The organism is Roseospira navarrensis (assembly GCF_009601025.1).
GTDB classification, from domain to species: domain Bacteria; phylum Pseudomonadota; class Alphaproteobacteria; order Rhodospirillales; family Rhodospirillaceae; genus Rhodospira; species Rhodospira navarrensis.
Genome location: NZ_WIVE01000064.1, coordinates 1 through 22872 on the forward strand (window position 1 = coordinate 1; position 22872 = coordinate 22872).

A 22872-nucleotide genomic window follows, 5' to 3' on the forward strand; every position below is an offset into this window, starting at 1 on the left:
GGGCCGTTTCCGGGCGGGGCGCTGATCCACCACAGCGACCGGGGTGTGCAGTATCTGTCGCTGAAGTACACCGAGCGTCTGACCGACGCCGGCGTGAAACCGTCCGTGGGCAGCGTCGGTGACAGCGACGACAACGCCCTGGCCGAGGCCGAAGCCCGCTATCATGAGACCCTCAAGGAGACCACGATGGCGGCGTAGGTCTCACACCAACCAGCCTCCGGCAAACGCGGGGCGGTTCAGGTTGTGACGCCCCCCTCAATCCCGCCAGCGTTTCGCCAGCATCAACAGGGCGCGGGTCTGGGCCGTGATCTCGGCCGCCACGCTGCGGTCGAGCTTCTTCGTCCAGGCGCTGGGCAGGGTCGAGGCCCCGTGCGTGGCCCCGGCCAGCATGCCGGCGATGGCGCCGGTGGTGTCGGCGTCCCCGCCCTGGTTCACGGTCTCGATGATGCAGGACCGCGCACTGTCGGTCGCGAAGTAGAAGTGCAGCACGGTCTGCATGGTGTCCACGATGTAGGCCGAGCTGAACCCCCGGTACGGCGTGAACCGGAACTTCTTCTCGGTCTCCACCAGACGGTTGGCTTCGGCGCGCACGCCGGCCATGCCCTCGCCGTGCAGCGCCCGGTGGACCATGCGCACCAGCGCCACGCAGGCGGCGTCGGAATAGCGCTGGTGGTGGGTGATGCGCGCCTGTCCCAGGGTCCAGGCCACCATTTCGTTGTCCGGCGCCCCCAGTGTGGCCAGCGCCACCGGCACCAGCCGCATGGCCGCACCGTTGCCGCCGTCGCCGTCGTTGTAGGGCGCGTGCAGGGTGCCCTTGGTCATGGCCCGCCGGATGCCGCGCCTCACCGTGTTGCCGCAGTCCACCGGCTTGCTCTTCAGCCAGGCGATGTAGGCATCCGCCACCGCCTGGGTGTAGAACCCGCCGTTGGCGATCAGCGCCCGGCCCAGCGCCAGGGCCATGCCGGTGTCGTCCGTGATCTGCCCGGGCGCCAGATTGAGCCAGCCGCCGCCGGTCATGCGGCTGTGGATGCCGTAGCGGTGCTGGATCTCGCGCCGGGTCATGAATTCGACGGTGGCCCCCAGCGCGTCGCCCACGGCGAGGCCGAGGTAGGCGCCGAGGGCGCGGTCCTCCAGCGTGTCCATGTCCAGGAAGGGATCGGTGCCGCCGGAGTCGGAGGGCGGGGCGCCGATGCCGGGCGGCAGGCTGTCCTGTGGCAGGACGGAGTCGGTCACGGGGCGCGTCATAGCGAAGCCATCTCCACGAAGTAGTCGCCGCCGAGGACCAGATACTCGGCCTCGCCCTGGAGCGGGTGCCGGGGCAGCAGGTCCGCGAAGAACACCACCTTCACGGTAGGCACGCGGACGGTCAGAATCCAGTCGCCAAAGCATTCGGCGACGGCGCGATCGGCGGTGAAGGACGTCAGGCTGTTGAACCGCACCAGGGCGTGCCGCTTGTCGGGGCGCTCCAGCACCATGTCCTCGCCCGAGACGTTGATGCCCCGATACAGGGTGATGTGGGTCGCCTGCGGACAGACGAAGCGGCGCAGGGCCCATTGGCAGAAGGTGAACACAAGATCGAGCTGACAGTGGATGGCATTGTCGTGAAACCGACTGTTCATCTTCTGTTCGACATAGCGCACCCAGGCGTCGCAGGGTATCTGCGGGATCGCCGCGCCGTGCCAGGTGGGCAGCAGGCCGAAGCGGCTCTCCACCCAGCCCTTGAGCACGGCGCCCTCGGCGCCGCCGGTCTCGAACATCCAGCCCTTCAGCAGTCGCAGATAGCTGGAGCGAAACCGCCTCGTCGCGTCGCCGCGCGCGGCCTTGGCGCGCTTGCGCTCCAGCGGGTCGATCTGGTCCGGCTCCAGGCAGAATGTCGCCGCCATGTAGGCGTGAAAGGCCTGCACGGCGTCGGCCCTGTCCTCGGCCTCCGCCAGCATCTCGAAGAACGCCCGGGTCGTCGCCCGGACATGGGGCATGTCCAGGGATTCGGGGTGGTCATTGAACTCCGGGCTCGACAGGTAGCCGGCGGAGACCCCGACCAGATTGCTGCTGTGCCCCTGCGGCCGGCGCATGGGAACGGGATCCGAGGCCGGAATCGGGGCAGGGGAGCGCGCGCCGTCCGGACGCACAGCCGTCATGGCCGGAATACCCGCAGCGACATCAGGGCGGAACAACGCGACATGGCAGGGGCTCCCGGTGCGACAGGATCGGATGTCCTGTGCCAATCCCTACACGGCCCGACGGGTCTTTGTCGAGTTCCATACAGGGGGGCAGACACGGCGCCGGGGCCGGGCAGGTGCAACGAGGGGCTTGTTTTTCAACGATAAAAAGCCGTTCCGACGGTCCGTCGCCCATGTTGGCACGGGGCTTGCGCTTATAGCCCGCAGACCACGGTCCGGCCCCGCACCGGACGGTCACCGGATCACGACGGACCACGGACAAGGAGACAATCCCATGAGCGAACTGCGTCAGATCGCCTTCTACGGCAAGGGTGGCATCGGCAAGTCCACGACCTCCCAGAACACGCTGGCCGCGCTGGTCGAACTGGGCCAGAAGATCATGATCGTCGGCTGCGACCCCAAGGCGGACTCCACCCGCCTGATCCTGAACACCAAGCTGCAGGACACCGTTCTGCACCTGGCCGCGGAGGCCGGCTCGGTCGAGGACCTGGAACTCGAGGACGTGGTCAAGACCGGCTACAAGGACATCCAGTGCGTCGAGGCCGGCGGCCCCGAGCCCGGCGTCGGCTGCGCCGGCCGTGGCGTCATCACCGCCATCAACTTCCTGGAGGAGAACGGCGCCTACGACGACATGGACTACATCTCCTACGACGTGCTGGGCGACGTGGTGTGCGGCGGCTTCGCCATGCCGATCCGCGAGAACAAGGCCCAGGAAATCTACATCGTCATGTCGGGCGAGATGATGGCCCTGTACGCCGCCAACAACATCGCCAAGGGCATCCTGAAGTACGCCCACTCCGGCGGTGTGCGCCTGGGCGGCCTGATCTGCAACGAGCGCCGCACCGACAAGGAGCTGGAGCTGTCCGAGGCCCTGGCGGCCCGTCTGGGCACCAAGCTGATCCACTTCGTGCCGCGCGACAACGTCGTGCAGCATGCCGAACTGCGCCGCCAGACGGTGATCCAGTACGACCCGGACTGCCAGCAGGCCAACGAGTACCGCGAACTGGCCCGCAAGATCCACGAGAACTCGGGCAAGGGTGTCATCCCCACGCCGATCTCGATGGAAGAGCTGGAAGAGATGCTGATGGAGTTCGGCATTCTGAAGACCGAAGAGCAGCAGCTCGCCGAGCTGGAAGCCAAGGAAAAGGCGACCGCCTAACGCCTGCCGGTGCCGCCGGCCGTGCGCCTGCGCGGCCGGGCGGGCCCATCCTGCCACTCCCTTTCTTTCGTCCGCATGGAGGATGCCATGACCCCCTTGGATGAAGCCGGCGGCGCCGTGTCCGGCGAAGAGCTGATCGCCGAAGTCCTGTCCGCCTATCCCGACAAGTTCGCCAAGCGGCGCAACAAGCACCTGACCATCGCCCGCACCGCCGAGGGCGAGGAGACGCCGGGCTGCGGCGTCAAGTCCAACGTGAAGTCGATCCCCGGCGTCATGACCATTCGCGGCTGCGCCTACGCCGGCTCGAAGGGCGTGGTGTGGGGCCCGATCAAGGACATGGTGCACATCTCGCACGGTCCCGTGGGCTGCGGGCACTATTCCTGGTCCCAGCGCCGCAACTACTTCAACGGCACCACCGGGATCAATTCCTTCGTCACCATGCAGGTGACCTCGGACTTCCAGGAACGCGACATCGTCTTCGGCGGCGACAAGAAGCTGGGCATCATGATCGACGAGATCGAGACCCTGTTCCCGCTGAACAAGGGGGTCACGGTCCAGTCCGAATGCCCGATCGGCCTGATCGGCGACGACATCGAGGGTGTCGCCAAGAAGAAGGCCAAGGAGATCGGCAAGACCATCGTGCCGGTGCGCTGCGAGGGCTTCCGCGGCGTGTCCCAGTCCCTGGGTCACCACATCGCCAACGACACCATCCGCGACTACGTCCTGAAGGACAACGCCAACGCCGAGGGCGGCACCGACTACGACGTCAACGTGATCGGCGACTACAACATCGGCGGTGACGCCTGGGCCTCCCGGCGCCTGCTGGAGGAGATGGGCCTGCGGGTCGTCTCCGTGTGGTCCGGCGACTGCACCCTGTCGGAAATGGAACACGCGCCGAAGGCGAAGCTGAACCTGATCCACTGCTACCGCTCGATGAACTACATCTGCCGGCACATGGAAGAGACCTTCGGTGTGCCCTGGATGGAGTTCAACTTCTTCGGCCCGACCCAGATCGCCAAGTCGCTGCGCGCCATCGCCGCCAAGTTCGACGAGACGATCCAGCAGAAGGCCGAAGAGGTCATCGCCAAGTACCAGCCGATGGTCGATGCCGTGCTGGCCAAGTACAAGCCGCGCCTGGAAGGCAAGAAGGTCATGCTGTACGTGGGCGGCCTGCGGCCCCGCCACGTGGCGACGGCCTACGACGACCTGGGCATGGACATCATCGGCACGGGCTATGAATTCGCCCATGGCGACGACTACAAGCGGACCAGCCCCTACGTGAAGGAAGGCACGCTGATCTACGATGACGTGACCGGCTACGAGCTGGAGCAGTTCATCGAGAAGCTGCGCCCCGACCTGGTGGGCTCGGGCATCAAGGAGAAGTACGCCACCCAGAAGATGGGCGTGCCGTTCCGTCAGATGCACTCCTGGGACTACTCCGGCCCGTACCACGGCTACGACGGCTTCGCGGTGTTCGCCCGCGACATGGACATGGCCGTCAACAGCCCGGTGTGGAGCCTCGCCAAGGCGCCCTGGAAAGCCGCTTCCTGATCCCTCACGCGTGGAGAAAGACCATGCCACAGTCCGCTGATCGCGTGCTTGACCACGCCACGCTGTTCCGGGAGCCGGAATACGAGGCGATGTTTGAAACCAAGCGGGACGCCTTCGAGTGCCCGCACCCCGAAGAGAAGATCCAGGAGGTCGCCGACTGGACCAAGTCGTGGGAGTACCGCGAGAAGAACTTCTCCCGCGAGGTTCTGACCGTGAACCCGGCCAAGGCCTGCCAGCCGCTGGGGGCCGTGTTCGCCGCCGCCGGGTTCGACCGCTGCCTGTCCATGGTGCACGGATCGCAGGGCTGCGTGGCCTACTACCGCTCGCACCTGGCGCGCCACTTCAAGGAGCCGTGCTCGGCGGTCTCCACCTCGATGACCGAGGACGCGGCCGTGTTCGGCGGCCTGCAGAACCTGGTGGACGGGCTGCTCAACGCCTCGGCGTTGTATGACCCGCAGATCATCGCCGTCTCGACCACCTGCATGGCCGAGGTCATCGGTGACGACCTCAACTCCTTCGTCATCCAGGCCAAGGAAAAGGGCGGCTTCAATCAGGCGTTCCCGGTTCCCTTCGCGCACACCCCGGCCTTCGTCGGCAGCCACATCAACGGCTACGACGTCATGGTCAAGAACATCGTCTCCCATTTTTGGGAGAAGGAAGAGGGTGACGCCACCCCGGGTGAGGCGATCAACATCGTGCCCGGCTTCGACGGCTTCGCGGTCGCCAACAACCGCGAGCTGACCCGGATGCTGGACCTGATGGGGGTCGAGCATACCCTGCTCTCGGACGTCTCGGACGTGTTCGACACGCCCACCGACGGCACCTTCCGCATGTACGCGGGCGGCACCACGATCGACGAGATCAAGGCCGCGCGCAACGCCAAGGCCACGCTGTCCCTGCAGCAGTGGTGCTCGGAAAAGACCCTGGAGATGGTGGCTGACGCAACCAGCCAGACGACCCAGGCCTTCAACTGCCCGATGGGCGTCACCGCGACCGACGCGTTCCTGATGGCCATCTCCGAGATCACCAGCAAGCCGATCCCGGAAAGCCTGGAGCTGGAACGCGGCCGGTTGGTGGACGCCATGACCGACAGCCAGTCCTGGCTGCACGGCCGCAAGATGGCGGTGTTCGGCGATCCGGACTTCGTCTACGGCATGACCGCCTTCCTGCTGGAACTGGGTGTCGAGCCGGTGCACTGCCTGTCCACCAACGGTGGTCCGGCCTGGGAAAAGAAGATGAAGGCGCTGCTGGCGGACTCGCCGTTCGGCACAGAAACCCAGGTGTGGCCGCGCAAGGACCTGTGGCACCTGCGCTCGCTGCTCGCCACCGAGCCGGCCGAATTCGTCATCGGCAGCTCGCACGGCAAGTTCCTGCAGCAGGACCTTGGAATCCCTCTGATCCGGCTGACGTTCCCGATCTTCGACCGGCACCACCACCACCGTTTCCCGACCCTGGGCTATCAGGGCGGCCTGCGGGTCCTGGTGACGCTGCTCGATGCGGTGCTTGACAAACTGGACCGGGACACGGAAAAGCCGGGGATCAGTTACGACCTTACCCGCTAAACCAGCGGGTCCAGGGAGCGGCGCGCGGCGATCTCAAATCCGCGCGCCGCTTGTGGCTCCGGCAATCAGGAGGACAGGGCCATGCTCGAAAGCAATTCCGTCAAGGTCGAGGACAAGCTCTACCAGAACCGCTACCGGGTGGACGAGGGCAAGCCCCACGTGTGCATCCAGCCGCACACGGTCCCGTCGGAGGTGCTGCAGAAGCTGGTCAAGCTCTGCCCGGCCGGCTGCTATGCCAAGGCCGATGACGGCACGGTCGAGGTTACCCCGGACGGCTGCCTGGAATGCGGCACCTGCCGCGTCCTGACCGCCGAGACCGGCGACCTGGACTGGAACTACCCGCGCGGCGGCTACGGCATCCAGTTCAAGTTCGGCTGACGGGCGCGCCGGCCCCCTGATTGGGCCGGCCTCCTGACGCTGGACGCCAACCGACCCCGGCACGGCTGCCCCTCGCGGGCAGCCGTTGTCGTATGGGCGGGCGTCCTGACAAAAAAGGGTCATCACGGAAAACCGGGGTCGGGTCGTTTCTGGACCGTGGCCGTCAACCGAGATAACCCCTCCCCAACCCTCCCCATTCCATGGGGAGGGAGTCCGGCTGGCGTCTGGTGGACCGCAACGCCTCCCCCATTCTTGGGGGTGGTCGGGAGGGGGGGGCGTGCGAGAGCAGCGAGACCCGAGGCCGGGCGGGAGTTGCACTCCCGCCCGGACCGTTCATCCCTATCGCAACGACAAACGGTCCGTGGCACGCGTCGAGATGTGTGACTCAAATCGCCTTGCCAGTGGAGGGCGTTCGGTCTGCACCCGACGAAAGGTCCCGAGAAGCCCCATTGCCCCGGAATTCCGCGATGACCCAAAAAAAAGAGGCCCGCGTGGGGCCTCGATCAGGGTCCGTCCGTTTGGTGGGGGGCTAGGCGGGGACGGACGGAGGGAGCGGAGGTTATCGTTTCGGGGTGTGGGCAGCCATCGACCCTGACGTGATGGGGGGGCGTCTTCGGTCAACGGCCTGCCGCCCTGTGTCCGCTCTGCTTCAGGGCGTCGGTGTAGTCCAGCACGTTGGCGAACAGCCCGCCGTCCGCCGGGTCGGCGTCGTCGCCGGTCCCGAGAAGGCTGTCGAACATGCCGTCAAACTGGTGGGTCGTGCGGATCGGCGCCTGCTGAGAGGCCGCCTCGGTTCCGGCGCCGGCCACGGCACCCAGTCCGAAGGCGCCCGCCAAGGCCGCGAACAGCAGGGCGATCCGGGTATTGTCCGTCATGGCATGATCCCCTTTTGTCAGCGTGGGGTGGTTGGACCTGGATCACGTGCCATCCGGGACGGGCGGAGCCCCTGCTGACCGGGCGCTCCAGGAACCGTGTGCCTTGGGAACTGGCTGCAGAAAACCCCAGGTCCATGGCAATGCAGGGGCCGAGATGGGGCGAAGTGATGATGAATTGTGGCGAAGCGGGGGCGGTGCGCCGGGCGCGGTGCGGAGCCAGGGCGGCGGCGGGCGTCGTGCCTCTTGCCGACTCCCGGAAAAACCGATAGGAATCCTGCACGTTTAGGACCGGCCACGGACGTCAACGGTCATTGTCAGATGCCGTTGGGATTGGGATAAAGCGGATCGGGGCGTAGCTCAGCCTGGTAGAGCGCTAGCTTTGGGAGCTAGAAGCCGGAGGTTCGAATCCTCTCGCCCCGACCAAGTCCGCTGTCCTGCCCGACTCCGATCCGTTCGGACCCTCCGGTTCGGTCCCCCGGGGTCGGTTCCCCGGGGTCCGTTGGTTGTGCTGCCGCCACAGGATGTCGCCAGAGGGTGCCGATGAGCAAGACCGTCCGAATCCATCAGCCTCCCAAGTCCGCCATGCAGTCCGGTCGCGGCAACAGCCGCCAATGGGTGATGGAGTTCGAGCCGGACCGGGCGCAGCGCAACGATGCCCTGATGGGCTGGGTCGGCCAGGGTGACACGGACAATCAGGTGCGCCTGTATTTTCCGACCAAGGCCGAGGCCATCGCCCACGCCCGGCGCAACGGCTGGACGCCCCGCGTCATGGACCCGTCGCCCCGCCGACGCCGCCCCAAGGCCTACGCCGACAACTTCGCCTACGACAAAGTCACCTGACCCGGCGGGCGGGCGTCCCTCCGGATCGAACCCGGTCCGGCGTGCGCCATGCGACAAAACGAATGTCGCATGTCCGACACGACACGCTCGACACGCGGGCGGGATCGGACCCCCTGGGGTGGGGGCGGCCCGGCCGGCCCCACGCCATCCCCGCGTCATTCCCCTGAGTTGCCGCGCCCATCGCCGCCCCGGACGCGGATGGCGACCGGCTGGCGGTTCCGGTGGCATTGTTTTTGCGAAGCCTGCTCCCGACCCAGCTCCGATGGAGCGCCGCAGGGGAGGGGCCTCATGCTCTCCGACCGTCTCGCGCCGGTCTTCGACGAACCCGGGTGTGCCACCAACCGGGCCAAGACCGACGCCCAGAAAAAGGCCGGCTGCAAGCCCAAGGGGCCGGCTCCCGGGGCCGCCGCCGGCGGCTGCGCCTTCGATGGCGCCAAGATCTCGCTCCAGCCCATCGTCGATGCCGCGCATATCGTGCACGGGCCCATCGCCTGCGAGGGCAACAACTGGGACAATCGTCATTCGGCCTCGTCGGGCTCCGACCTGTACCGGCGCGGCCTGACCACGGACCTGACCGAACTGGACGTGATCCAGGGTGGCGAAAAGAAGCTCTGGAAGGCGATCCGGCAGGCCATCGAGAAGTTCGACCCGCCGGCGGTGTTCGTCTACCAGACCTGTGTGCCCGCGCTGACCGGCGACGACATCCGGGCGGTTTGCGCCGCCGCCACGGAGCGCCACGGCCGCCCCGTCATCCCGGTCGAGGTGCCGGGCTTCGTCGGCAGCAAGAACCTGGGCAACCGGCTGGCCGGCGAGACGCTGCTGGAGCACGTCATCGGCACCCGGGAGCCCGAGACCACCACCCCCACCGACATCGCCCTGATCGCCGAATTCAACATCGTCGGCGACCTGTGGCAGGTCATGCCCGTGTTCGAGAAGGCGGGCATGCGCGTGCTGTCGCCCATCACCGGCGACGCCCGCTATCACCAGGTGGCCCAGGCCCACCGGGCGCGGGCGTCCATGGTGGTGTGCTCCCAGGCCATGGTGAACGTGGGCCGCAAGATGCAGGAGCGCTGGGGCATCCCCTACTTCGAGGGCTCGTTCAACGGCGTGCGCGCCACGTCCGAGGCGCTGCGCACCTTCTCCCGCCTGCTGGTGGAGCAGGGCGCCGCGCCGGACCTGATCGACCGCACCGAAGCGGTGATCGCCGCGGAAGAGGCCGAGGTTCGCCGCCGGTTCGAACCCTACCGCGAGATCCTCGCCGGCAAGCGGGTGCTGCTCTACACCGGCGGCAACAAGAGCTGGGCCATGGTCTCCACGCTCCAGGACATGGGCATGGAGGTCATCGGCACGTCCGTCCGCAAGGCGACGGACCACGGCAAGGACCGGGCCCGCGACCTGCTGGACGGCGCGGACCAGAAGCTGTTCGGCGCCATCCCCAACGCCGAGATGTTCCGCATGCTCAAGGACGGCGAGGCGGACATCATGCTGTCCGGCGGCCGATCCCAGTTCGTGGCCCTGAACGCCCGCCGGCCGTGGCTGGACACCAACCAGGAGCGCCACCACGCCTATGCGGGCTACGCGGGATTCCTGGTGCTGGCCGAGCGCATCGCCCTGACCCTGACCGCGCCGATCTGGGACCAGGTCAACGGCCCCGCCCCCTGGGACGCGGGGGACACGCCATGACCCAGCCCGAAACCCGCAAGAAGGCGTTGACCATCGACCCCCTGAAGGTCTCGCCGCCGCTGGGCGCGTCCCTGGCCCTGCTGGGGGTCGAGCGCGGCATGCCGCTGCTGCACGGCTCGCAGGGCTGCACGGCCTTCGCCCTGGTGCTGCTGGTGCGTCATTTCCGCGAGGCGATCCCGCTGCAGACCACGGCCCTGGGCGAGATCGAGACCATCCTGGGCGGCACCGACAACCTGGAAGCGGCCATTCGCACCCTGGTGACCAAGTCGAAGCCCGCCGTTCTGGGCGTGTGCCCCACCGGGCTGACCGACACCCGCAGCGAGGACATGGCGGCGGACCTGCGCGGCATCGCCGACAGGCTGCACGCCGACCTGGGCGAAGCGTGGGGCGAGACGCTGCTGGTCCACGCGCCCGCGCCGGACTTCATCGGCGGCCTTCAGGAGGGCTGGGGCGCCGCCGTCCGGGGCATCGTCGAGGCCGCCGCGCGGCCCCGTCCGCGCCGGGCCGGGCATCTCACCGTGCTCGCCGGCGCCCACCTGACCGTGGGCGACCTGGACGCGCTGCGCGACACCATCGAGGCCTTCGGCCTGACCTGCACCCTGCTGCCGGACCTGTCGGGCTCGCTCGACGGCCACGTGCCGGAGACCTGGAGCCCGGTGAGCCTGGGCGGCACGCCCCGCGCCGCCCTGGACGACCTGGGCGCGGCCAGCGCCATCCTGGCCATCGGCGAGCACATGCGGCCGGCCGCCGACCTGCTGGCCGAGCGCTGCGGCCTGCCGGTGACCCTGCTGGACACGCTGACCGGGCTGAGGGCCTGCGACCGGCTGACGACGGTCCTGACGGAGGTGTCCGGGCGGTCCGCGCCGACGGCCGTTCGCCGCGATCGCTCCCGGCTGCTGGATGCGCTGATCGACAGCCATTTCGCCGCCGTCGGCCAGCGCGTCGCCATCGCCGCCGAGCCGGACCTGCTGCGCGGGATGGTGACCATCGCCACCGATCTGGGCTGTCGGGTGCCCGTCGCGGTGACCTCGACCCGGGCGCCGGGCCTGGAGGCCCTGCCGGTGGATCGCCTCATCGTCGGGGACCTGGACGACCTGGAGACCGCGACCCTGGAGGCCGGCGGCTGCGACCTGGTCATCGGCCCGTCCCCCGCGATCCGCGCCGCCAAGGCCCTGCATGCGCCCCTGATCCGCGTCGGTTTCCCGCAGGTGGACCGGGTCGGCAGCCAGCACGACTGTTTCACCGGCTATCGCGGCACGCGTCAGGTGGCCTTCGCCATCGCCAACGCGATCGCCGAAAGCCACGCCGAACATCACCTGCGTCCGCCCCATCCCTCGCCCGTGGAGGTTCCCCATGACAGCGATGCGCCGGTTGCGGCTGGTTGACGGGGAGGGCGGTCCCGCCGCCGCGCCGTCCACCGCCGGTCCCTCATCTTCCAGCCAGGAGATGCCCTCCGTGAAGGTCGCGCTTGCCACTCAGGACATGACCGCCGTCAACGCCCACTTCGCCGGGGCGCGCACGCTGGCGATTTTCGATGTGTCCGCCGACGGCTGGTCGCTGGTCGAGGCGGTCCAGTTCGAGGACGCCACCGCCCAGGACGGCAACGGTCATGCGACGGGCGAGCCGCACGAGGACGACCGGGTGGGCTCCCGCCTCGCCGCGATGGAGGGCTGTACCCTGCTGTTCGTGAAGGCCATCGGCGGGCCGGCGGCGGCGCGCGTGGTCAATGCCCGCATCCACCCCGTCAAGGTGCAGACGGACGAGCCCGTGGAGACGGTGCTGGAGCGCGTCCGGACCATGCTCAACGGCACGCCGCCGCCCTGGCTGCGCAAGGCCATGACGGCGCGCGCGGCGGGGGATGCCCCCCGTACCGACTTCATGGATGACGACGACGACGCGTAGGAGGGGGCGCCCCATGTCCGTCGAAACCCTGGCCCAGCCGACGCCGCCCGCCGGTGGCGAGAAAAAGCTCACGAAGCTCCAGGCGCTTCGGGCGCAACGGGCCGCGGCCGCCACCACTCCCGCGCCCGCGTGGCCCGACGCGCCGGTGTTCCTGCCGCAACTGGCCGAACTGATCCGCGCCGGCGACTGCTGCGGCCTGTGGGACGGCAAGACGGACGCCCGCCTGCTGGGCGGGTACGTGGTGGACCGCGAGAAGCGCAAGGCCATCCCCATCCTGGGCGAACCGGACGCGCGCGTGCTGCGCCGCCTGGACACGTTCTACAAGGCCGTCAGCACCGCCATCGGCCGGCGGACCGATGTCATCCCGACGCCCGTCATGGAGCTGTCCGACGAGGGCTTCGGCCGCGTCGTGCTGATCGCCGGGCGGCTGGTGGCCGTGTCGCGCACCCTGCGGGATGTGCACCGCTTCGGCTTCGACAGCCTTCAGGCGCTCGACGACGCGGGCGCCACCCTGGTCGAGGAGGGGGTCGGGATGATCGAGGCCCATCCCGATCTCGCCACGCTCGCCTGAGCCCTGCCGCCGCCTTTCACTTGCTCCACTCTCTGATCGAACAAAGGACTGTTCCCATGGCCGCTCTGACCTTCACCACCCGCGACGGCAGCCCCTGGACGCCCTCGTACCTGGACGCCATCGACCCGGACACCTGCATCGGCTGCGGCCGCTGCGTGAAGGTCTGTGCGCGCGACGTGATCGAACTGCGCGGCATCAACGAGGACGACGAGATGTGCGATCCGTTCGACGATGACGAGGAAATCGTGCGAAAGATCTCCATCGTCGGCAAAGGCGGCGACTGCGTCGGGTGCGGGGCCTGCGCCACCGTGTGCGGCACCGGCGCCCAGTCCCATGTGACCGTCGAGGCCGCGGCCTGATCGACCACGCGCACGCACGGGACCGGCCCGGCGATCGGTGGTCGGCCGGTCCGGACAGGGGGAGGACGACCCATGGCAGAGGCCCTTTACGACCGTCTGATGACCGGCGGCACCGGAGATCCCTTCGACCGACACGTGCTGGCCTGCGTTGTCACCTCGGGCTTCGCGCCGCCGGGACGTCTGCTGACGGACACCACGGCGCTGTCCCTGTCCGACCTGCGCATGATGATGGATGCCCTGTTTCCGCATGCGCTGGGCCTGCTCGACATGCATCCGTCGTGGCAGGGTCCCAAGGCGGACGCACCGGAAGAGCCGGACCTGCGGGCCCTGTTGTATGAGCACCGCACACCGGACGGCGATCCGGCCGTGGCCCGCTGGCTGGCGCGCATCATCGCGCGCCGCTCCCTGGCCGAGCGTCACCTGTGGGAGGATCTGGGCCTGGCCAGCCGGGACGAGCTGACCCGGCTCATGGACCGGCACTTCGCGCCCCTCGCCGCGCGCAATCCCGGTATGCGCTGGAAGAAGTTCTTCTACCGCACCCTGTGCGAACAGGAAGGCGTCCTGCTGTGCAAGGCCCCGAACTGTCAGGTCTGCGAGGACTACGCCCTGTGCTTCGCGGCCTGAAAGCCCCCGTGGTCCCTTGAGACCCGGAGTCCGATGCGTCATGGTGGCGTCTGCGAGTCCAACGGCATCGGACGATGGCCGTTGGAGTCCGTGGCCGGCCCACACCCCCACCCGGCCACTCACAGGATACTGGCGTTGGGTGGCCGGGTGGGGGAGTGGGCCGGTACCGTTCGGCGGGTGAGTGACGCTCACCCGCCGCTTGTATGAGGAGGAACCCCGTCCCATGTCCGACCCGATCCGGATCGCCATCCTCGGCGCCAGCGGCTATACCGGCGCCGAACTGATTCGTCTGCTCGACACGCATGACCGGGCGGAGCTCGCGATCCTGACGGCCGACCGACGCGCGGGCCAGACCCTGGCGGCGGTGTTCCCCCATCTGGCCTCGGTCAAGGCGCCGCCCCTGGTGGCCATCGACGACGTGACCGACTGGTCCGGCGTGGACGTGGTGTTCTGCTGCCTGCCCCATGCCACCACCCAGGCGGTGATCGCCGGCCTGCCGGAGCACCTGAAGATCGTGGACCTGTCGGCCGACTTCCGGCTCGCCGACACCGAGGAATACGCCCGCTGGTACGGCGGCCCGCACAAGGCGCCCGAGTTGCAGAAGACGGCCGTGTACGGCCTGACCGAACTGGCCCGGCCCGAGATCGCGGCCGCGCGACTGGTGGCCAACCCCGGATGCTATCCGACCGGGCCGCATCTGGCGCTCGCGCCGCTGATCGAGTCCGGGCTGATCGAGCCGGACGGCATCATCATCGATGCCAAGTCCGGGGTCTCGGGGGCGGGCCGCGCGGCCAAGGAGGGTCTGCTTCACGGCGAGGTGTCGGAGGGGATCCACGCCTACGGCGTCGCCAGCCATCGCCACAGCCCGGAGATCGAGCAGGCGCTGTCCAAGGCGGCCGGGCGGACCGTGCGGGCCAGCTTCACGCCCCACCTGATGCCCATGAACCGGGGCATCCTGTGCACCATGTACGTACAGGCGCACGCGGGCGCGGATGCGGCGACCCTGCTCGCCAAGCTGGCGGTGCGCTACCAGGGCGAACCGTTCGTCAAGGTCCTGCCCACCGGGACCACGCCTCACACCCGCCATGTGCGCGGCTCCAATCTGTGCCTGATCGGCGCGGTGGACGACCGCGTTCCGGGGCGGGTCATCCTGGTGTCGGTCATCGACAACCTGGTGAAGGGCGCGGCCGGGCAGGCGGTGCAGAACATGAACGTGATGTTCGGCCTGCCGGAGACGGCGGGACTGGCGCTCCAGCCGATGTTCCCGTGAGCCTGCGGAAACGGATTGGCTGGTCTGCCGATCCTTCGCAGTTCAGGGCATTCGGGTGAAGGCGCGTTTGGCGATCTGCGAGACCGCGTAGGGCGGGTTCGCGCCGAAGGCGCAACCCGCCGTATCGCTGCCTTGCGGCGGATTGTCCCCGCCGCGTTTCTTTGCGGGGAAACGGGCGGGGTCGAATCCGCCCTACACGGCGGCGTCGCGACCACACGCCCTGTCACCCGATTGCCCTGTTTCGCAGTTCCGCCGTTTTACAAGCGTCGCCCTGGACTCGTATGATGGACGGGCGCGGGTGGTCCTGCGCTGATTGAATCCGATCTAAGGGGATCATCCATGGGTCAGGGTCCGGGGCCGGCAAAGGGTGCCGCCGACAGAAAGTCTGCCTCTTCCAGACGCACCTTTTCCATCGAGCGCCACATCCGTCGCGCCGAGGGCGCGGAGGTGGCCTTCGATGTTGGAGCGGGGGCGGAGACGGGAACGCTCGCCCTGCTGCTCGACGAAATCCGGGGGCTGCGCGCCGAACTGGACGACATGCGCCGCGAGATGGCCGCCCCGCCGCCGCCACCGCCACCGCCTGCGCCTGCGCCGACGCCGGCTGCCCAGGTGGACGACCATGGCGATCACGCCGATGCGGAGGGCTGGAAGCGCGAGGCACAGTTGCTGCGCATCGAGGTGGCGCGCATGGTGCGCAGCCTGGCGGCGGCCAAACGGGAAATCGCCGAAATCAAGCATCCTCTCCGCAGCGACGAGGATGATCGGATGCTCAAGGCGGCCAACGAACTGGACGCCATCGTGGACGCCACGGAGGCCGCCACCAACGAGATCCTCGACGCCGCCGAGGCCATCAACAAACATGCCACCGACATGCTCGCCGAGATGGGCGACATGGACACCTTCGCGCCGCGCCTGCATGAGGTGAACGAGCTGGTCGCGCGCATCATGGAAGCCTGCAACTTCCAGGACATCACCGGCCAGCGGGTGAACAAGGTCGTCAAGACGCTGGAGTTCATCGAGGACCGCATCCGCACCATCGTCGAGGACTGGGGGCGCGAGGCCTTCCTGGACCTGCCGCTGCCCGACGACGACGACGCGGCCGAGGCGGTGCCCGAGGAAAGCAAACTCCTCAACGGGCCACAGCTCGCCAACAAGGGGCTCAGCCAGGATGACATCGACGCCCTGTTCGGATGACCGCAGGCGCCGCCGCCTCGTCGGTGCGCGGCGGGTGTTCCGCCTGGGCTTCGTGGTCCTGGCCGGTTTCGTGGCGGGCTGCGAGAGCCTGGACGTAAGCGGGCGCTACGGCCATCGGTCCGGCCTGCAGGACGTCGAGGTCTCCGTGCCCTTCTAGCGGGGCCAAGGCGTCGGTGGGGCAGGGGAGGGCAGGAAACGACGAACTTGCCGGGGCGCTGTAAAAAGAATTCCGAAATAGCTGTTTTTATTCATTTTTTCCTTGATCTCGCCGGCCGGGCGTGATTCTCTCGTAGAGTGTGGGGGTTCGGTCGAAACGGACTGCGGCGGGCCGCGGCGAATGGTCCGGGCCATCGCGCCGGGGCGATGGGATGCGGGGCGGCCCGCAGGGCGAGTCCGCGAGCGAAGGAGGAAAACGCCAGATGACACGGTCCAGCGACTCTTGGGGGCACGGCCCCGCCGGCCGCTCCCGGCCCATGAGCGCCACGGTCGCGGGCGGCGTGCTCGCCGTCGGACTCGCGATATCCCTCGGCGCCTGCGAGACGCGGGACGACGGCGGGACCCAGGGCGCGGCGACGACCGAGGCGTCCGCCGCCTCGCCCATGATCGACCCCACCGGACCCATCGGCGCCTCGCCGCTGCCGCGCATGACGGTGGGCGACACGTATGTCTTCGACAATCCGCGCGAGCGCTGGACCGTCCAGTCCGTGACCGAGGATCGCGTGACCTGGACCAGCGATCAGGGCGCGACCCGCGTGACCTCCGGCAACCCGCTGATGCCCAGCCTGGAATCGTCGGCGCCGAGCATCGGGCAGGTGACCCGCATCGTGCAGAGCCAGACCGGGTCGCTGTGGCCGCTGGCGGTGGGCAACGAGACCAGCTTCGTGGTGGCCGTGGGCATGGAGCAACCGCCCTACAGCCAGTCGCTGGCCTGGAACTGCCGCGTGGTGGGCGTCTCGCGGATCGAGGTGCCGGCCGGCACCTTCAACACCCACAAGGTGGCCTGTGCGCGGTCCGACGGGCTGCGCCTGAACACCTATCATGCCCCCACCGTGGGCTACTTCGTCCGGCGCGAGGTGACGACGGCCGACCAGCGCACCGAGACCCGCTCGCTGGTGTCGTTCGACAACGCGGCCAGCGCGGCCGCGAGTCCGATGACGGCGGGGGGGCCGCCGCCGGCCACCGCGCCGGCCGCGTCGGTCGAGGCGACCCCGCTTGCGCCGCCGCCCGGCGAGGGCGGCACGGCGCGCCCGAGCGCCCCGGCCCCCGTCATGGGCGCCGCGCCCGTCCGGGCCCCGGATCCCGCGCCAGCCGCGCCCCGACCCTCGGCGGCGTCGGCCCCGGCGCCCGCTCCGGCTCCGGTGGCCGCCGCCCCCGCGCCATCGCCGTCGCCCGCATCGGCCGTCCCGGCCAGCGGATGGCGCGGCGCCGGTGTCCGGCTGGCCTCGTTCGGCTCGGCCCAGGCGGCGCGCACCGGCTGGTCCAAGTTCCAGGCCGCCTATCCGCAACTGCTGCAGGGCCTGACCCCGCGCCTGGATCCGGTGGATCTGGGGGATCGGGGGACGTGGCACCGGCTGTACGCCGGCCCCTTCGAGTCGGCGGCCCAGGCGCGCGGCCTGTGCGGGCGCATTTCGGAGATGGGCGACGTTTGCGACGTCAAGACGTTCTGACCGGCGCGCGCCGGATCGGCCATCGGGGCCGATGACGAGACACAGGTGGCGAGACACCGGGGGGTCCGGTCGCGCGGCGGCCGGATCCCCTTTGCCGTCCGGGACCGGGCGGTGTAGCACGGGGCAGACCAACCGGGAGGACAGGAACATGGCGCGGCGGATGTCAGGAGCGGGATGGGGAACCGGCGTGGCCGTCCTGGGGCTGATCGGCCTGGGCGCCTATACCGTCATCGCGCTGCAGGATCGCGACGCCGCGCTGGCGGACCTGCGCGCGGAGCGCCAGTCCCTGCGCGAGCAGGTGGGCACACTGGTGGGCGAGCGGGATACACTGGTCACGGAACTGGAGGCCGCGCTCCGCATCGGCGAGCGGTTGAGCAAGCGCGTCGATGCCCTGGAGGCGAACCTCGCCGAGGCGCGGGAAACCCGCCTGGAGGTGCGCGAGGTGCGCGGCACGGCGGACTTTCCCATTCAGCGCGCCATGGCCCGCGCGGGCGACACGGTGGCGGGCTTCGCCGCGCGCGAGGGCGCCACGGAAGACGTGGTGCGGGCGCTGAATCCCTGGCTCGACGGCAGCACGGACCTGGATGCCTGGCAGACCCTGTGGGTGCCCAAGCCGGGGGAGTAATGCCGGCCGACGGAAAGGTTCATCCTTTTCGTCGGCTGGCCGGCCCGACTGGGCCGGCGCCGCGAAGCGGCGGAGCCGCGCGCCCCAAAAAAGGGGCGCTGCGGCGATAAAAACAAAGATTCTACCTGATAAGTCGCTGGGGCGACCCCGGTTCGAAGGAGTCATCCTCATCATCGCCCGGTATAAGGGCTAAATCCCGGGCGGCGCGCCCGTCCGCGATCCCGGCGGCACGCCGTCGCGATGGTCGGCCCAGAGGGCGGCATAGGTGTCCTCAAGCTGGGCCGCGTAGGCGTCCGGGTCGCACAGCGGCAGCGTCGCCAGCCGGTCGCGCAGCGTGGCGCGCAGGGCGGCCAGGGTCTCCCGATCCCCGGCGGCCGCCACGGCCCGGGCCACATAGGCGTCGGGGCTGTCCGCCACCCAGTCCGCCAGCCCGACCCGCGACAGGTGCGAGACGGCGTGGCGTCCGTTGGGAAACGCGCCGGCCAGGGTCACGACCGGAACACCCATCCATAGCAGTTCGAGCACGGTCAGGCCGCCGGACCACGGATCGGCGTCCAGGGCCACATCCACGGTCCGGAACAGATCCATCATGCCGACGCGGTCGCGCCCGCCCTCCAGGTGGATGCGGGACAGGTCCGCGCCGGCCCGGTCCAGGCGGGTGTGCAGCGCGGCGCGCGTGTCCTCGCGGTCCAGGGCGCGGCCCTGGATCACCAGCCGGGCGTCGGGCACCGTTGCCAGCAGCCGCCCCCAGCGGGCCAGCAGCGGGTCGTTGATCTTGTCCAGCCGATTGAAGGACCCGAAGGTGACATGGCCACGGGTCAGGCAGGGTGGCGGCCCCGGATCGGGCGCCCCTTCGGGCGGCTGGAAGAAATAGGCGCCGTGCGGCAGGGCGACGGGGCGTTCCGACAGAAGGGCCGGATCCGTGACGTGGTGGGCGTCGGTCAGCAGGACATCCAGCCCGGCCGCGCCCACGCTGCCGAAGACATCGCCCCAGATCGCCTGCACGGGGGCCAGGCGCTCGGCCAGGGCCTCCAGCGCCTGGGGCAGGGTGGTGGGCGTCAGCAGCACCAGCACATGGGGCGACAGGGCGCGCACGGCCTGTCGGATCGCGTCCGGCGACGGGCCGGACACGGTGTGCACGGGCGGGCCGTCCGCGAGGGTCGGCGCGGGCGCCGGCGGTCGCGTGGCCGGAGTCGCATGCACCAGATGGACCTCGATGCGTTTCCGCGCGGCGGGTCGCCCATGCGCCTGGATGGCCGGCAGCGCCAGGGCGCTGACCTGGGGCCGGTTCAGGTCACCCAGATAGACCACCCGCAGGGGCGGCGCGTCGGGCGCTGCGAAATCAGGGGTCCACGCGCCGGTGCGGGGCAGGGCCCCGGCCCGCTCGGCCCTGATGACGGCCGGCGACACGTCCGGGGCGTGGTGCAGGATCGCCAGCAGGTCCCCCAGGTGGGCGGGGGCGCGCCGCAGACCCTCGGGCACGGCCAGGATCAGGGCGGCGGCGTCGCTGGCGCGCCCTTCCGACAGGCGCAGGTTGGCCAGGGCGAGCGCGGCGCCGGGGTGGTTCGGCGCCAGATGCAGCGCGCGGTTGAGGGGGGCGGCCGCGCCCCGGCCTTCGCGGTGGCGCAGGGCGATGGTGCCCAGCGTGGCCCAGGCGTCGGCATAGGGGGGCGCCAGGGTGACGGCGGTGCGCGCCGCGGCGGTGGCGTTCGCGGCCCGGCCTCGGGCCAGGGCGAGCAGCGCGCGGGCGTGATGCAGCGTCGGGTTCCGCCGGGTGTCGGCGGTGTCCGGGGCGGTGTCCAGGATGGAGTCGGCCCGGTCCAGGGCCTGAGCGGCCAGCGCGGCCATGGCGGCGGCGCTGATCGCGCCGGGATCGGTCGGGCACCAGCGCAGCCAGTCGCGGGCGATGGCGTCGGTCCGCACGCCGTCACGGGCCGCCTGCGCCTCGCGGTGCGCGTCGGCGAACAGGCGCTGAAGGGGCAGGCCCGGCGCTTCGGCAAGGGCGGGATCCAGCGTGAGCGCGCGCCGCAGACTCCGCAGGGCGGCCACGGCATCGCCCCGGCTGTGCCGGATCAGGCCCAGATTGCGCCAGCTGTTGGGATGGGAGGGCAGCAGCCGCAACACGCTGCGGAACGCCGACTCGGCGGCATCCACGCGGCCGGCTTGCAGGTGCGCGACGGCCTCGCCGAACAGGGCGCGCGCGGTCGCGTGCGGGTCGGCGTCGGCCGGGGCCGTGGGGTCGGGGGATGGGACAGGTGGCAGGGTCACGGGATCCGGTCGCGTTGTGGCAGACGGCGCAGCCTATCGTCCCGCGTCCGCCGGCTCCAGCCATGACGGTCGGTGTCCCTGGAAAATGCGCCCGGAGCCGCGCGCGAGGCCCGACGCGATCGATCGGCGCCCCGTGCGATCGGCGTCAGGCGGCGGTGTGCGTCCGGTCCTGTTCGTCGTTGCAGTTGCGGGCGCTCAGCGAGTCCGGCGCGGGCATCGTGGTCAGGCCACGGTCGCGCACATAGCACGCCTGCAGGCTCTCGGAGGCCCGCTGGGCGCGGTCGCGCGTGCCGAACAGGCGGGTCACAAGGTAGCGGTAGCCGGCCTGGATCAGGTAGGCGAGGTATTCATCCCGCTTGGCCCGCGCGGCATGGGCCAGGGAATGGGGGCCGTCGGTGCCGTAGAACTGGTGTGACATGTCAGGTGTCCTTTCTGGCGGCGGATTTTGATACAATTCTGCAACAATTTGAATGGGTTGAGCCCGTTCATTCCGTTGCCTTCCCAAAATAGGACGAGGTCGGCCGTTGCATGAGTGCAAATTTTGCAGTGCAGAAGTCCCCTCTCTTGCATGGCCGGGCCGGGGCTTCGGGTGACGCCCTGCCGTCCCGATCCACGCGGTTGATTCCTCGGCGGCCCTGGGCCAGCATGGATCGTGACCGGCGCGGACTCCGGCATCGGGGTGTCGCGCGCCGCCAACCGCAACTGGTTGAGGGGGCCGTAATGGCCGGAGGCATGGACGACCGCGCGCACTTGATCGCCCACCGGCGATTCATGGAAGAAATCGAGATGGCGGTGCGCGCCGCCAACCAGGAAATCATCGGGCGCAAGTTGCCCCACCTGAATCGAGAGAGCTTCTTCAAGCTGGCGGTCTCCATCGCCCGGTTGCGGGCGCAGTATCTTGAAGCGGTCATGAGCGTGGAGTGGGACCACGCCGACCCCGACCAGTTGGCGGCGATCCGGGCGCGCCGCGCCGTCTATGAGGAAGCGCGGGACGGGTTCGAAGCCCTTCAGCATGCCTTCGAGCGCGGATACGTCACGCTTGACGGAATGTCGTCCGATCGGTGATCGGGACTGTGCCGGTCACGTCAGTCGGGCGCGCTCCAGCCCGTGGGGCGCTCGAAGGCGCCCATCCACATGCCGGCCCGGGCGGCGCGCGCCGCGCCCTCCTCGCGGGCGTAGCGGGTGCCGGCTGAGACGGCGAGTCCCATGCGCACCATGGTGGCGTTGAGTTCCATGCCGCCGGCCCGGCACACGGCGATCAGGCGGCCGTGCCGGTCGTGGGAGTCGCCCACACAGGTGACGATTCGCTTCAGGGTCATGCGCAGCAGGGTGGAGGCCGCCTCGCGGCCACAGGCCCACGCAACGCCGTCCACGCTGCAGGTTTGCTCCAGCGCCGGCGCGGCGATGCCGTACAGCACGACGGGTGTGCCGCCCCGGCAGGCCCGGTACGATCGCCGGCCGTCCACCGCCAGGGTGTCGCCGCTTTCCACACAGACGGACCCCATGGCGTCGGCCCGGGTGGGAGCCGGGGCCATCAGCAGGACCGCCGCCAGACCGGCAAGAACGGCCAGAGCGCCGACGCGGCGTCCCCGGGAAGAGGCGCGCGACGGGTCATTTGAGCGGCACATGGGGTCCTCCCCCGGTGTGGATCCCGCGGCCGTCCTTCTGGACGACGGGCCGTGCCGGCCGATGCGGGACAGGGTGATGCCGATACGCTGGATCTTACCATAGGTCGATCGGCGGATCAGTATATCCTGCGTCCGGATGGACCTGTCCTTTTGATGGGGGCTTTCTGGCAGGGCTCCGAACCCGGATTATTGTTCTGTGACACTGATGGCGTCGAATCCGCCTCACGAGGTCCTTCGGTCGCCCCCCGGCGACGCGTCGCGTCGCCGCAAAGCAGCGCGACCATCGGAACGATGGTCGCGGGGCTCCCTCAGGATAACACACTTTTAATAGAGAATGTCATCAACTCAGTTTGTGGCGGGTTCGGGCTGAGGCCGGAGGACCGCGTTTGCGATGGTGACGAGCTTTCTGGCAACGGCGAGGAGTGCGCCTTTTGGTGTCTTTTTGTTTCCGATAAGCCGTTCGTAGAAGGCCTTGAGGTCGGGGTTGTATCGCACGGCGGAGAGCGCGGCCATGAAGAGCTTGGATCGCAAGGCGC

The 22872-nt window shown here is 69.5% G+C and carries 23 protein-coding genes, 1 tRNA gene and 2 pseudogenes; 19 read left to right on the forward strand and 7 right to left on the reverse strand.

Translation table 11 applies throughout. The annotated features are described in order from the left end of the window. Positions 1 to 147 (forward strand): annotated as a pseudogene (locus tag GHC57_RS15705) (IS3 family transposase); the annotation flags it as partial. A 108-nt stretch (positions 148 to 255) separates the two neighbouring features. Here GHC57_RS15705 and draG read toward each other — a convergent pair. Together draG and GHC57_RS15715 are read right to left on the reverse strand one after the other, a co-directional pair. Further along, complete coding sequence (gene draG / locus GHC57_RS15710) at positions 256 to 1143, reverse strand: ADP-ribosyl-[dinitrogen reductase] hydrolase (RefSeq protein ID WP_425500689.1); 888 nt, start codon at positions 1141 to 1143, stop codon at positions 256 to 258. 98 nt (positions 1144 to 1241) lie between these two features. After that, positions 1242 to 2072 (reverse strand): NAD(+)--dinitrogen-reductase ADP-D-ribosyltransferase, encoded by an 831-nt coding sequence (locus GHC57_RS15715; protein ID WP_211369219.1) that lies wholly within the window; start codon positions 2070 to 2072, stop codon positions 1242 to 1244. Positions 2073 to 2454: 382 nt separating this feature from the next. On the opposite strand from GHC57_RS15715, the gene nifH reads away from it, so the two are divergent. The 4 genes from nifH (at position 2455) to GHC57_RS15735 (ending at position 6830) form a co-directional block, all read left to right on the forward strand. Beyond that, positions 2455 to 3339, forward strand: a complete 885-nt coding sequence (gene nifH, locus GHC57_RS15720; RefSeq protein ID WP_153345975.1) for a nitrogenase iron protein — start codon at positions 2455 to 2457, stop codon at positions 3337 to 3339. An 87-nt stretch (positions 3340 to 3426) separates the two neighbouring features. Beyond that, positions 3427 to 4890: a nitrogenase molybdenum-iron protein alpha chain gene (gene nifD, locus GHC57_RS15725; RefSeq protein ID WP_153345978.1), complete on the forward strand. Its 1464-nt coding sequence runs from the start codon at positions 3427 to 3429 to the stop codon at positions 4888 to 4890. Positions 4891 to 4913: 23 nt separating this feature from the next. After that, positions 4914 to 6452 carry a nitrogenase molybdenum-iron protein subunit beta gene (gene nifK, locus GHC57_RS15730; RefSeq protein ID WP_153345981.1) on the forward strand — a complete coding sequence of 513 codons (1539 nt, stop codon included), beginning with the start codon at positions 4914 to 4916 and terminating at the stop codon, positions 6450 to 6452. An 81-nt stretch (positions 6453 to 6533) separates the two neighbouring features. Then, the gene (locus GHC57_RS15735; RefSeq protein WP_153345983.1) at positions 6534 to 6830 is read left to right on the forward strand and encodes a ferredoxin family protein; all 297 of its coding nucleotides are present in this window, start codon (positions 6534 to 6536) and stop codon (positions 6828 to 6830) included. Positions 6831 to 7447: 617 nt separating this feature from the next. Here GHC57_RS15735 and GHC57_RS15740 read toward each other — a convergent pair. Continuing rightward, on the reverse strand, positions 7448 to 7705 hold the full coding sequence (locus tag GHC57_RS15740; protein ID WP_153345985.1) for a hypothetical protein: 258 nt from the start codon (positions 7703 to 7705) through the stop codon (positions 7448 to 7450). A 346-nt stretch (positions 7706 to 8051) separates the two neighbouring features. Here GHC57_RS15740 and GHC57_RS15745 point away from each other — a divergent pair. From GHC57_RS15745 to GHC57_RS15805, 13 genes are all read left to right on the forward strand, one after another. Next, positions 8052 to 8128 (forward strand) — tRNA-Pro (locus tag GHC57_RS15745). A gap of 117 nt (positions 8129 to 8245) precedes the next feature. Beyond that, complete coding sequence (locus GHC57_RS15750) at positions 8246 to 8545, forward strand: ETC complex I subunit (protein WP_153345987.1); 300 nt, start codon at positions 8246 to 8248, stop codon at positions 8543 to 8545. A 288-nt stretch (positions 8546 to 8833) separates the two neighbouring features. Beyond that, entirely contained in the window at positions 8834 to 10228 is a 1395-nt protein-coding gene (gene nifE, locus GHC57_RS15755) for a nitrogenase iron-molybdenum cofactor biosynthesis protein NifE (RefSeq protein ID WP_153345989.1), read from the forward strand. Next, on the forward strand, positions 10225 to 11613 hold the full coding sequence (gene nifN, locus GHC57_RS15760) for a nitrogenase iron-molybdenum cofactor biosynthesis protein NifN (RefSeq protein WP_153345991.1): 1389 nt from the start codon (positions 10225 to 10227) through the stop codon (positions 11611 to 11613). Before nifE ends, nifN begins: the two co-directional genes overlap by 4 nt. Next, the gene (gene nifX / locus GHC57_RS15765; RefSeq protein ID WP_153345993.1) at positions 11582 to 12130 is read left to right on the forward strand and encodes a nitrogen fixation protein NifX; all 549 of its coding nucleotides are present in this window, start codon (positions 11582 to 11584) and stop codon (positions 12128 to 12130) included. The genes nifN and nifX overlap by 32 nt, the downstream gene beginning before the upstream one ends. Before the next feature lie 13 nt (positions 12131 to 12143). Continuing rightward, complete coding sequence (locus tag GHC57_RS15770) at positions 12144 to 12701, forward strand: NifX-associated nitrogen fixation protein (RefSeq protein ID WP_153345995.1); 558 nt, start codon at positions 12144 to 12146, stop codon at positions 12699 to 12701. 56 nt (positions 12702 to 12757) lie between these two features. Then, entirely contained in the window at positions 12758 to 13060 is a 303-nt protein-coding gene (fdxB, locus tag GHC57_RS15775; protein ID WP_153345997.1) for a ferredoxin III, nif-specific, read from the forward strand. 72 nt (positions 13061 to 13132) lie between these two features. Next, a complete protein-coding gene (locus GHC57_RS15780; RefSeq protein WP_153345999.1) occupies positions 13133 to 13684 on the forward strand; it encodes a nitrogen fixation protein NifQ in 552 nt (183 codons plus the stop codon). Positions 13685 to 13907: 223 nt separating this feature from the next. Then, positions 13908 to 14954 (forward strand): N-acetyl-gamma-glutamyl-phosphate reductase, encoded by a 1047-nt coding sequence (gene argC, locus GHC57_RS15785; protein WP_153346001.1) that lies wholly within the window; start codon positions 13908 to 13910, stop codon positions 14952 to 14954. A 447-nt stretch (positions 14955 to 15401) separates the two neighbouring features. Further along, on the forward strand, positions 15402 to 16148 hold the full coding sequence (locus tag GHC57_RS15790) for a protein phosphatase CheZ (protein WP_343031193.1): 747 nt from the start codon (positions 15402 to 15404) through the stop codon (positions 16146 to 16148). Further along, complete coding sequence (locus GHC57_RS15795; protein WP_153346004.1) at positions 16123 to 16305, forward strand: hypothetical protein; 183 nt, start codon at positions 16123 to 16125, stop codon at positions 16303 to 16305. Before GHC57_RS15790 ends, GHC57_RS15795 begins: the two co-directional genes overlap by 26 nt. A 262-nt stretch (positions 16306 to 16567) precedes the next feature. Then, the gene (locus GHC57_RS20330; RefSeq protein ID WP_170294921.1) at positions 16568 to 17815 is read left to right on the forward strand and encodes an SPOR domain-containing protein; all 1248 of its coding nucleotides are present in this window, start codon (positions 16568 to 16570) and stop codon (positions 17813 to 17815) included. 187 nt (positions 17816 to 18002) lie between these two features. Then, positions 18003 to 18440 carry a LysM peptidoglycan-binding domain-containing protein gene (locus tag GHC57_RS15805; RefSeq protein ID WP_153346008.1) on the forward strand — a complete coding sequence of 146 codons (438 nt, stop codon included), beginning with the start codon at positions 18003 to 18005 and terminating at the stop codon, positions 18438 to 18440. A gap of 189 nt (positions 18441 to 18629) precedes the next feature. On the opposite strand, the gene GHC57_RS15810 is transcribed toward GHC57_RS15805, so the two are convergent. Together GHC57_RS15810 and GHC57_RS15815 are read right to left on the reverse strand one after the other, a co-directional pair. Then, complete coding sequence (locus tag GHC57_RS15810; RefSeq protein WP_153346010.1) at positions 18630 to 20708, reverse strand: O-linked N-acetylglucosamine transferase family protein; 2079 nt, start codon at positions 20706 to 20708, stop codon at positions 18630 to 18632. Positions 20709 to 20853: 145 nt separating this feature from the next. Beyond that, the gene (locus GHC57_RS15815; protein ID WP_153346011.1) at positions 20854 to 21126 is read right to left on the reverse strand and encodes a hypothetical protein; all 273 of its coding nucleotides are present in this window, start codon (positions 21124 to 21126) and stop codon (positions 20854 to 20856) included. Positions 21127 to 21428: 302 nt separating this feature from the next. On the opposite strand from GHC57_RS15815, the gene GHC57_RS15820 reads away from it, so the two are divergent. After that, on the forward strand, positions 21429 to 21773 hold the full coding sequence (locus GHC57_RS15820) for a hypothetical protein (RefSeq protein ID WP_246152375.1): 345 nt from the start codon (positions 21429 to 21431) through the stop codon (positions 21771 to 21773). Positions 21774 to 21793: 20 nt separating this feature from the next. Here GHC57_RS15820 and GHC57_RS15825 read toward each other — a convergent pair whose 3' ends face one another. Continuing rightward, positions 21794 to 22336 carry a thermonuclease family protein gene (locus tag GHC57_RS15825; RefSeq protein WP_211369220.1) on the reverse strand — a complete coding sequence of 181 codons (543 nt, stop codon included), beginning with the start codon at positions 22334 to 22336 and terminating at the stop codon, positions 21794 to 21796. Positions 22337 to 22681: 345 nt separating this feature from the next. Next, positions 22682 to 22872, reverse strand: a pseudogene (locus GHC57_RS19610) (IS110-like element ISEc32 family transposase); the annotation flags it as partial.

Coding starts and splice junctions, on each gene's coding strand:
- nifE (WP_153345989.1), top strand. CDS start 8,834: ATGCTCTCCGACCGTCTCGCGCCGGTCTTCGACGAACCCGGGTGTGCC.
- GHC57_RS15770 (WP_153345995.1), top strand. CDS start 12,144: ATGTCCGTCGAAACCCTGGCCCAGCCGACGCCGCCCGCCGGTGGCGAG.
- GHC57_RS15815 (WP_153346011.1), bottom strand. CDS start 21,126: ATGTCACACCAGTTCTACGGCACCGACGGCCCCCATTCCCTGGCCCAT.
- GHC57_RS15715 (WP_211369219.1), bottom strand. CDS start 2,072: ATGCGCCGGCCGCAGGGGCACAGCAGCAATCTGGTCGGGGTCTCCGCC.
- GHC57_RS15740 (WP_153345985.1), bottom strand. CDS start 7,705: ATGACGGACAATACCCGGATCGCCCTGCTGTTCGCGGCCTTGGCGGGC.
- nifN (WP_153345991.1), top strand. CDS start 10,225: ATGACCCAGCCCGAAACCCGCAAGAAGGCGTTGACCATCGACCCCCTG.
- argC (WP_153346001.1), top strand. CDS start 13,908: ATGTCCGACCCGATCCGGATCGCCATCCTCGGCGCCAGCGGCTATACC.
- GHC57_RS15820 (WP_246152375.1), top strand. CDS start 21,429: ATGGCCGGAGGCATGGACGACCGCGCGCACTTGATCGCCCACCGGCGA.
- nifX (WP_153345993.1), top strand. CDS start 11,582: ATGACAGCGATGCGCCGGTTGCGGCTGGTTGACGGGGAGGGCGGTCCC.
- GHC57_RS15750 (WP_153345987.1), top strand. CDS start 8,246: ATGAGCAAGACCGTCCGAATCCATCAGCCTCCCAAGTCCGCCATGCAG.
- draG (WP_425500689.1), bottom strand. CDS start 1,143: ATGGACACGCTGGAGGACCGCGCCCTCGGCGCCTACCTCGGCCTCGCC.
- nifH (WP_153345975.1), top strand. CDS start 2,455: ATGAGCGAACTGCGTCAGATCGCCTTCTACGGCAAGGGTGGCATCGGC.
- nifK (WP_153345981.1), top strand. CDS start 4,914: ATGCCACAGTCCGCTGATCGCGTGCTTGACCACGCCACGCTGTTCCGG.
- GHC57_RS15825 (WP_211369220.1), bottom strand. CDS start 22,336: ATGTGCCGCTCAAATGACCCGTCGCGCGCCTCTTCCCGGGGACGCCGC.
- fdxB (WP_153345997.1), top strand. CDS start 12,758: ATGGCCGCTCTGACCTTCACCACCCGCGACGGCAGCCCCTGGACGCCC.
- GHC57_RS15735 (WP_153345983.1), top strand. CDS start 6,534: ATGCTCGAAAGCAATTCCGTCAAGGTCGAGGACAAGCTCTACCAGAAC.
- GHC57_RS15780 (WP_153345999.1), top strand. CDS start 13,133: ATGGCAGAGGCCCTTTACGACCGTCTGATGACCGGCGGCACCGGAGAT.
- GHC57_RS15795 (WP_153346004.1), top strand. CDS start 16,123: ATGACATCGACGCCCTGTTCGGATGACCGCAGGCGCCGCCGCCTCGTC.
- GHC57_RS20330 (WP_170294921.1), top strand. CDS start 16,568: ATGACACGGTCCAGCGACTCTTGGGGGCACGGCCCCGCCGGCCGCTCC.
- nifD (WP_153345978.1), top strand. CDS start 3,427: ATGACCCCCTTGGATGAAGCCGGCGGCGCCGTGTCCGGCGAAGAGCTG.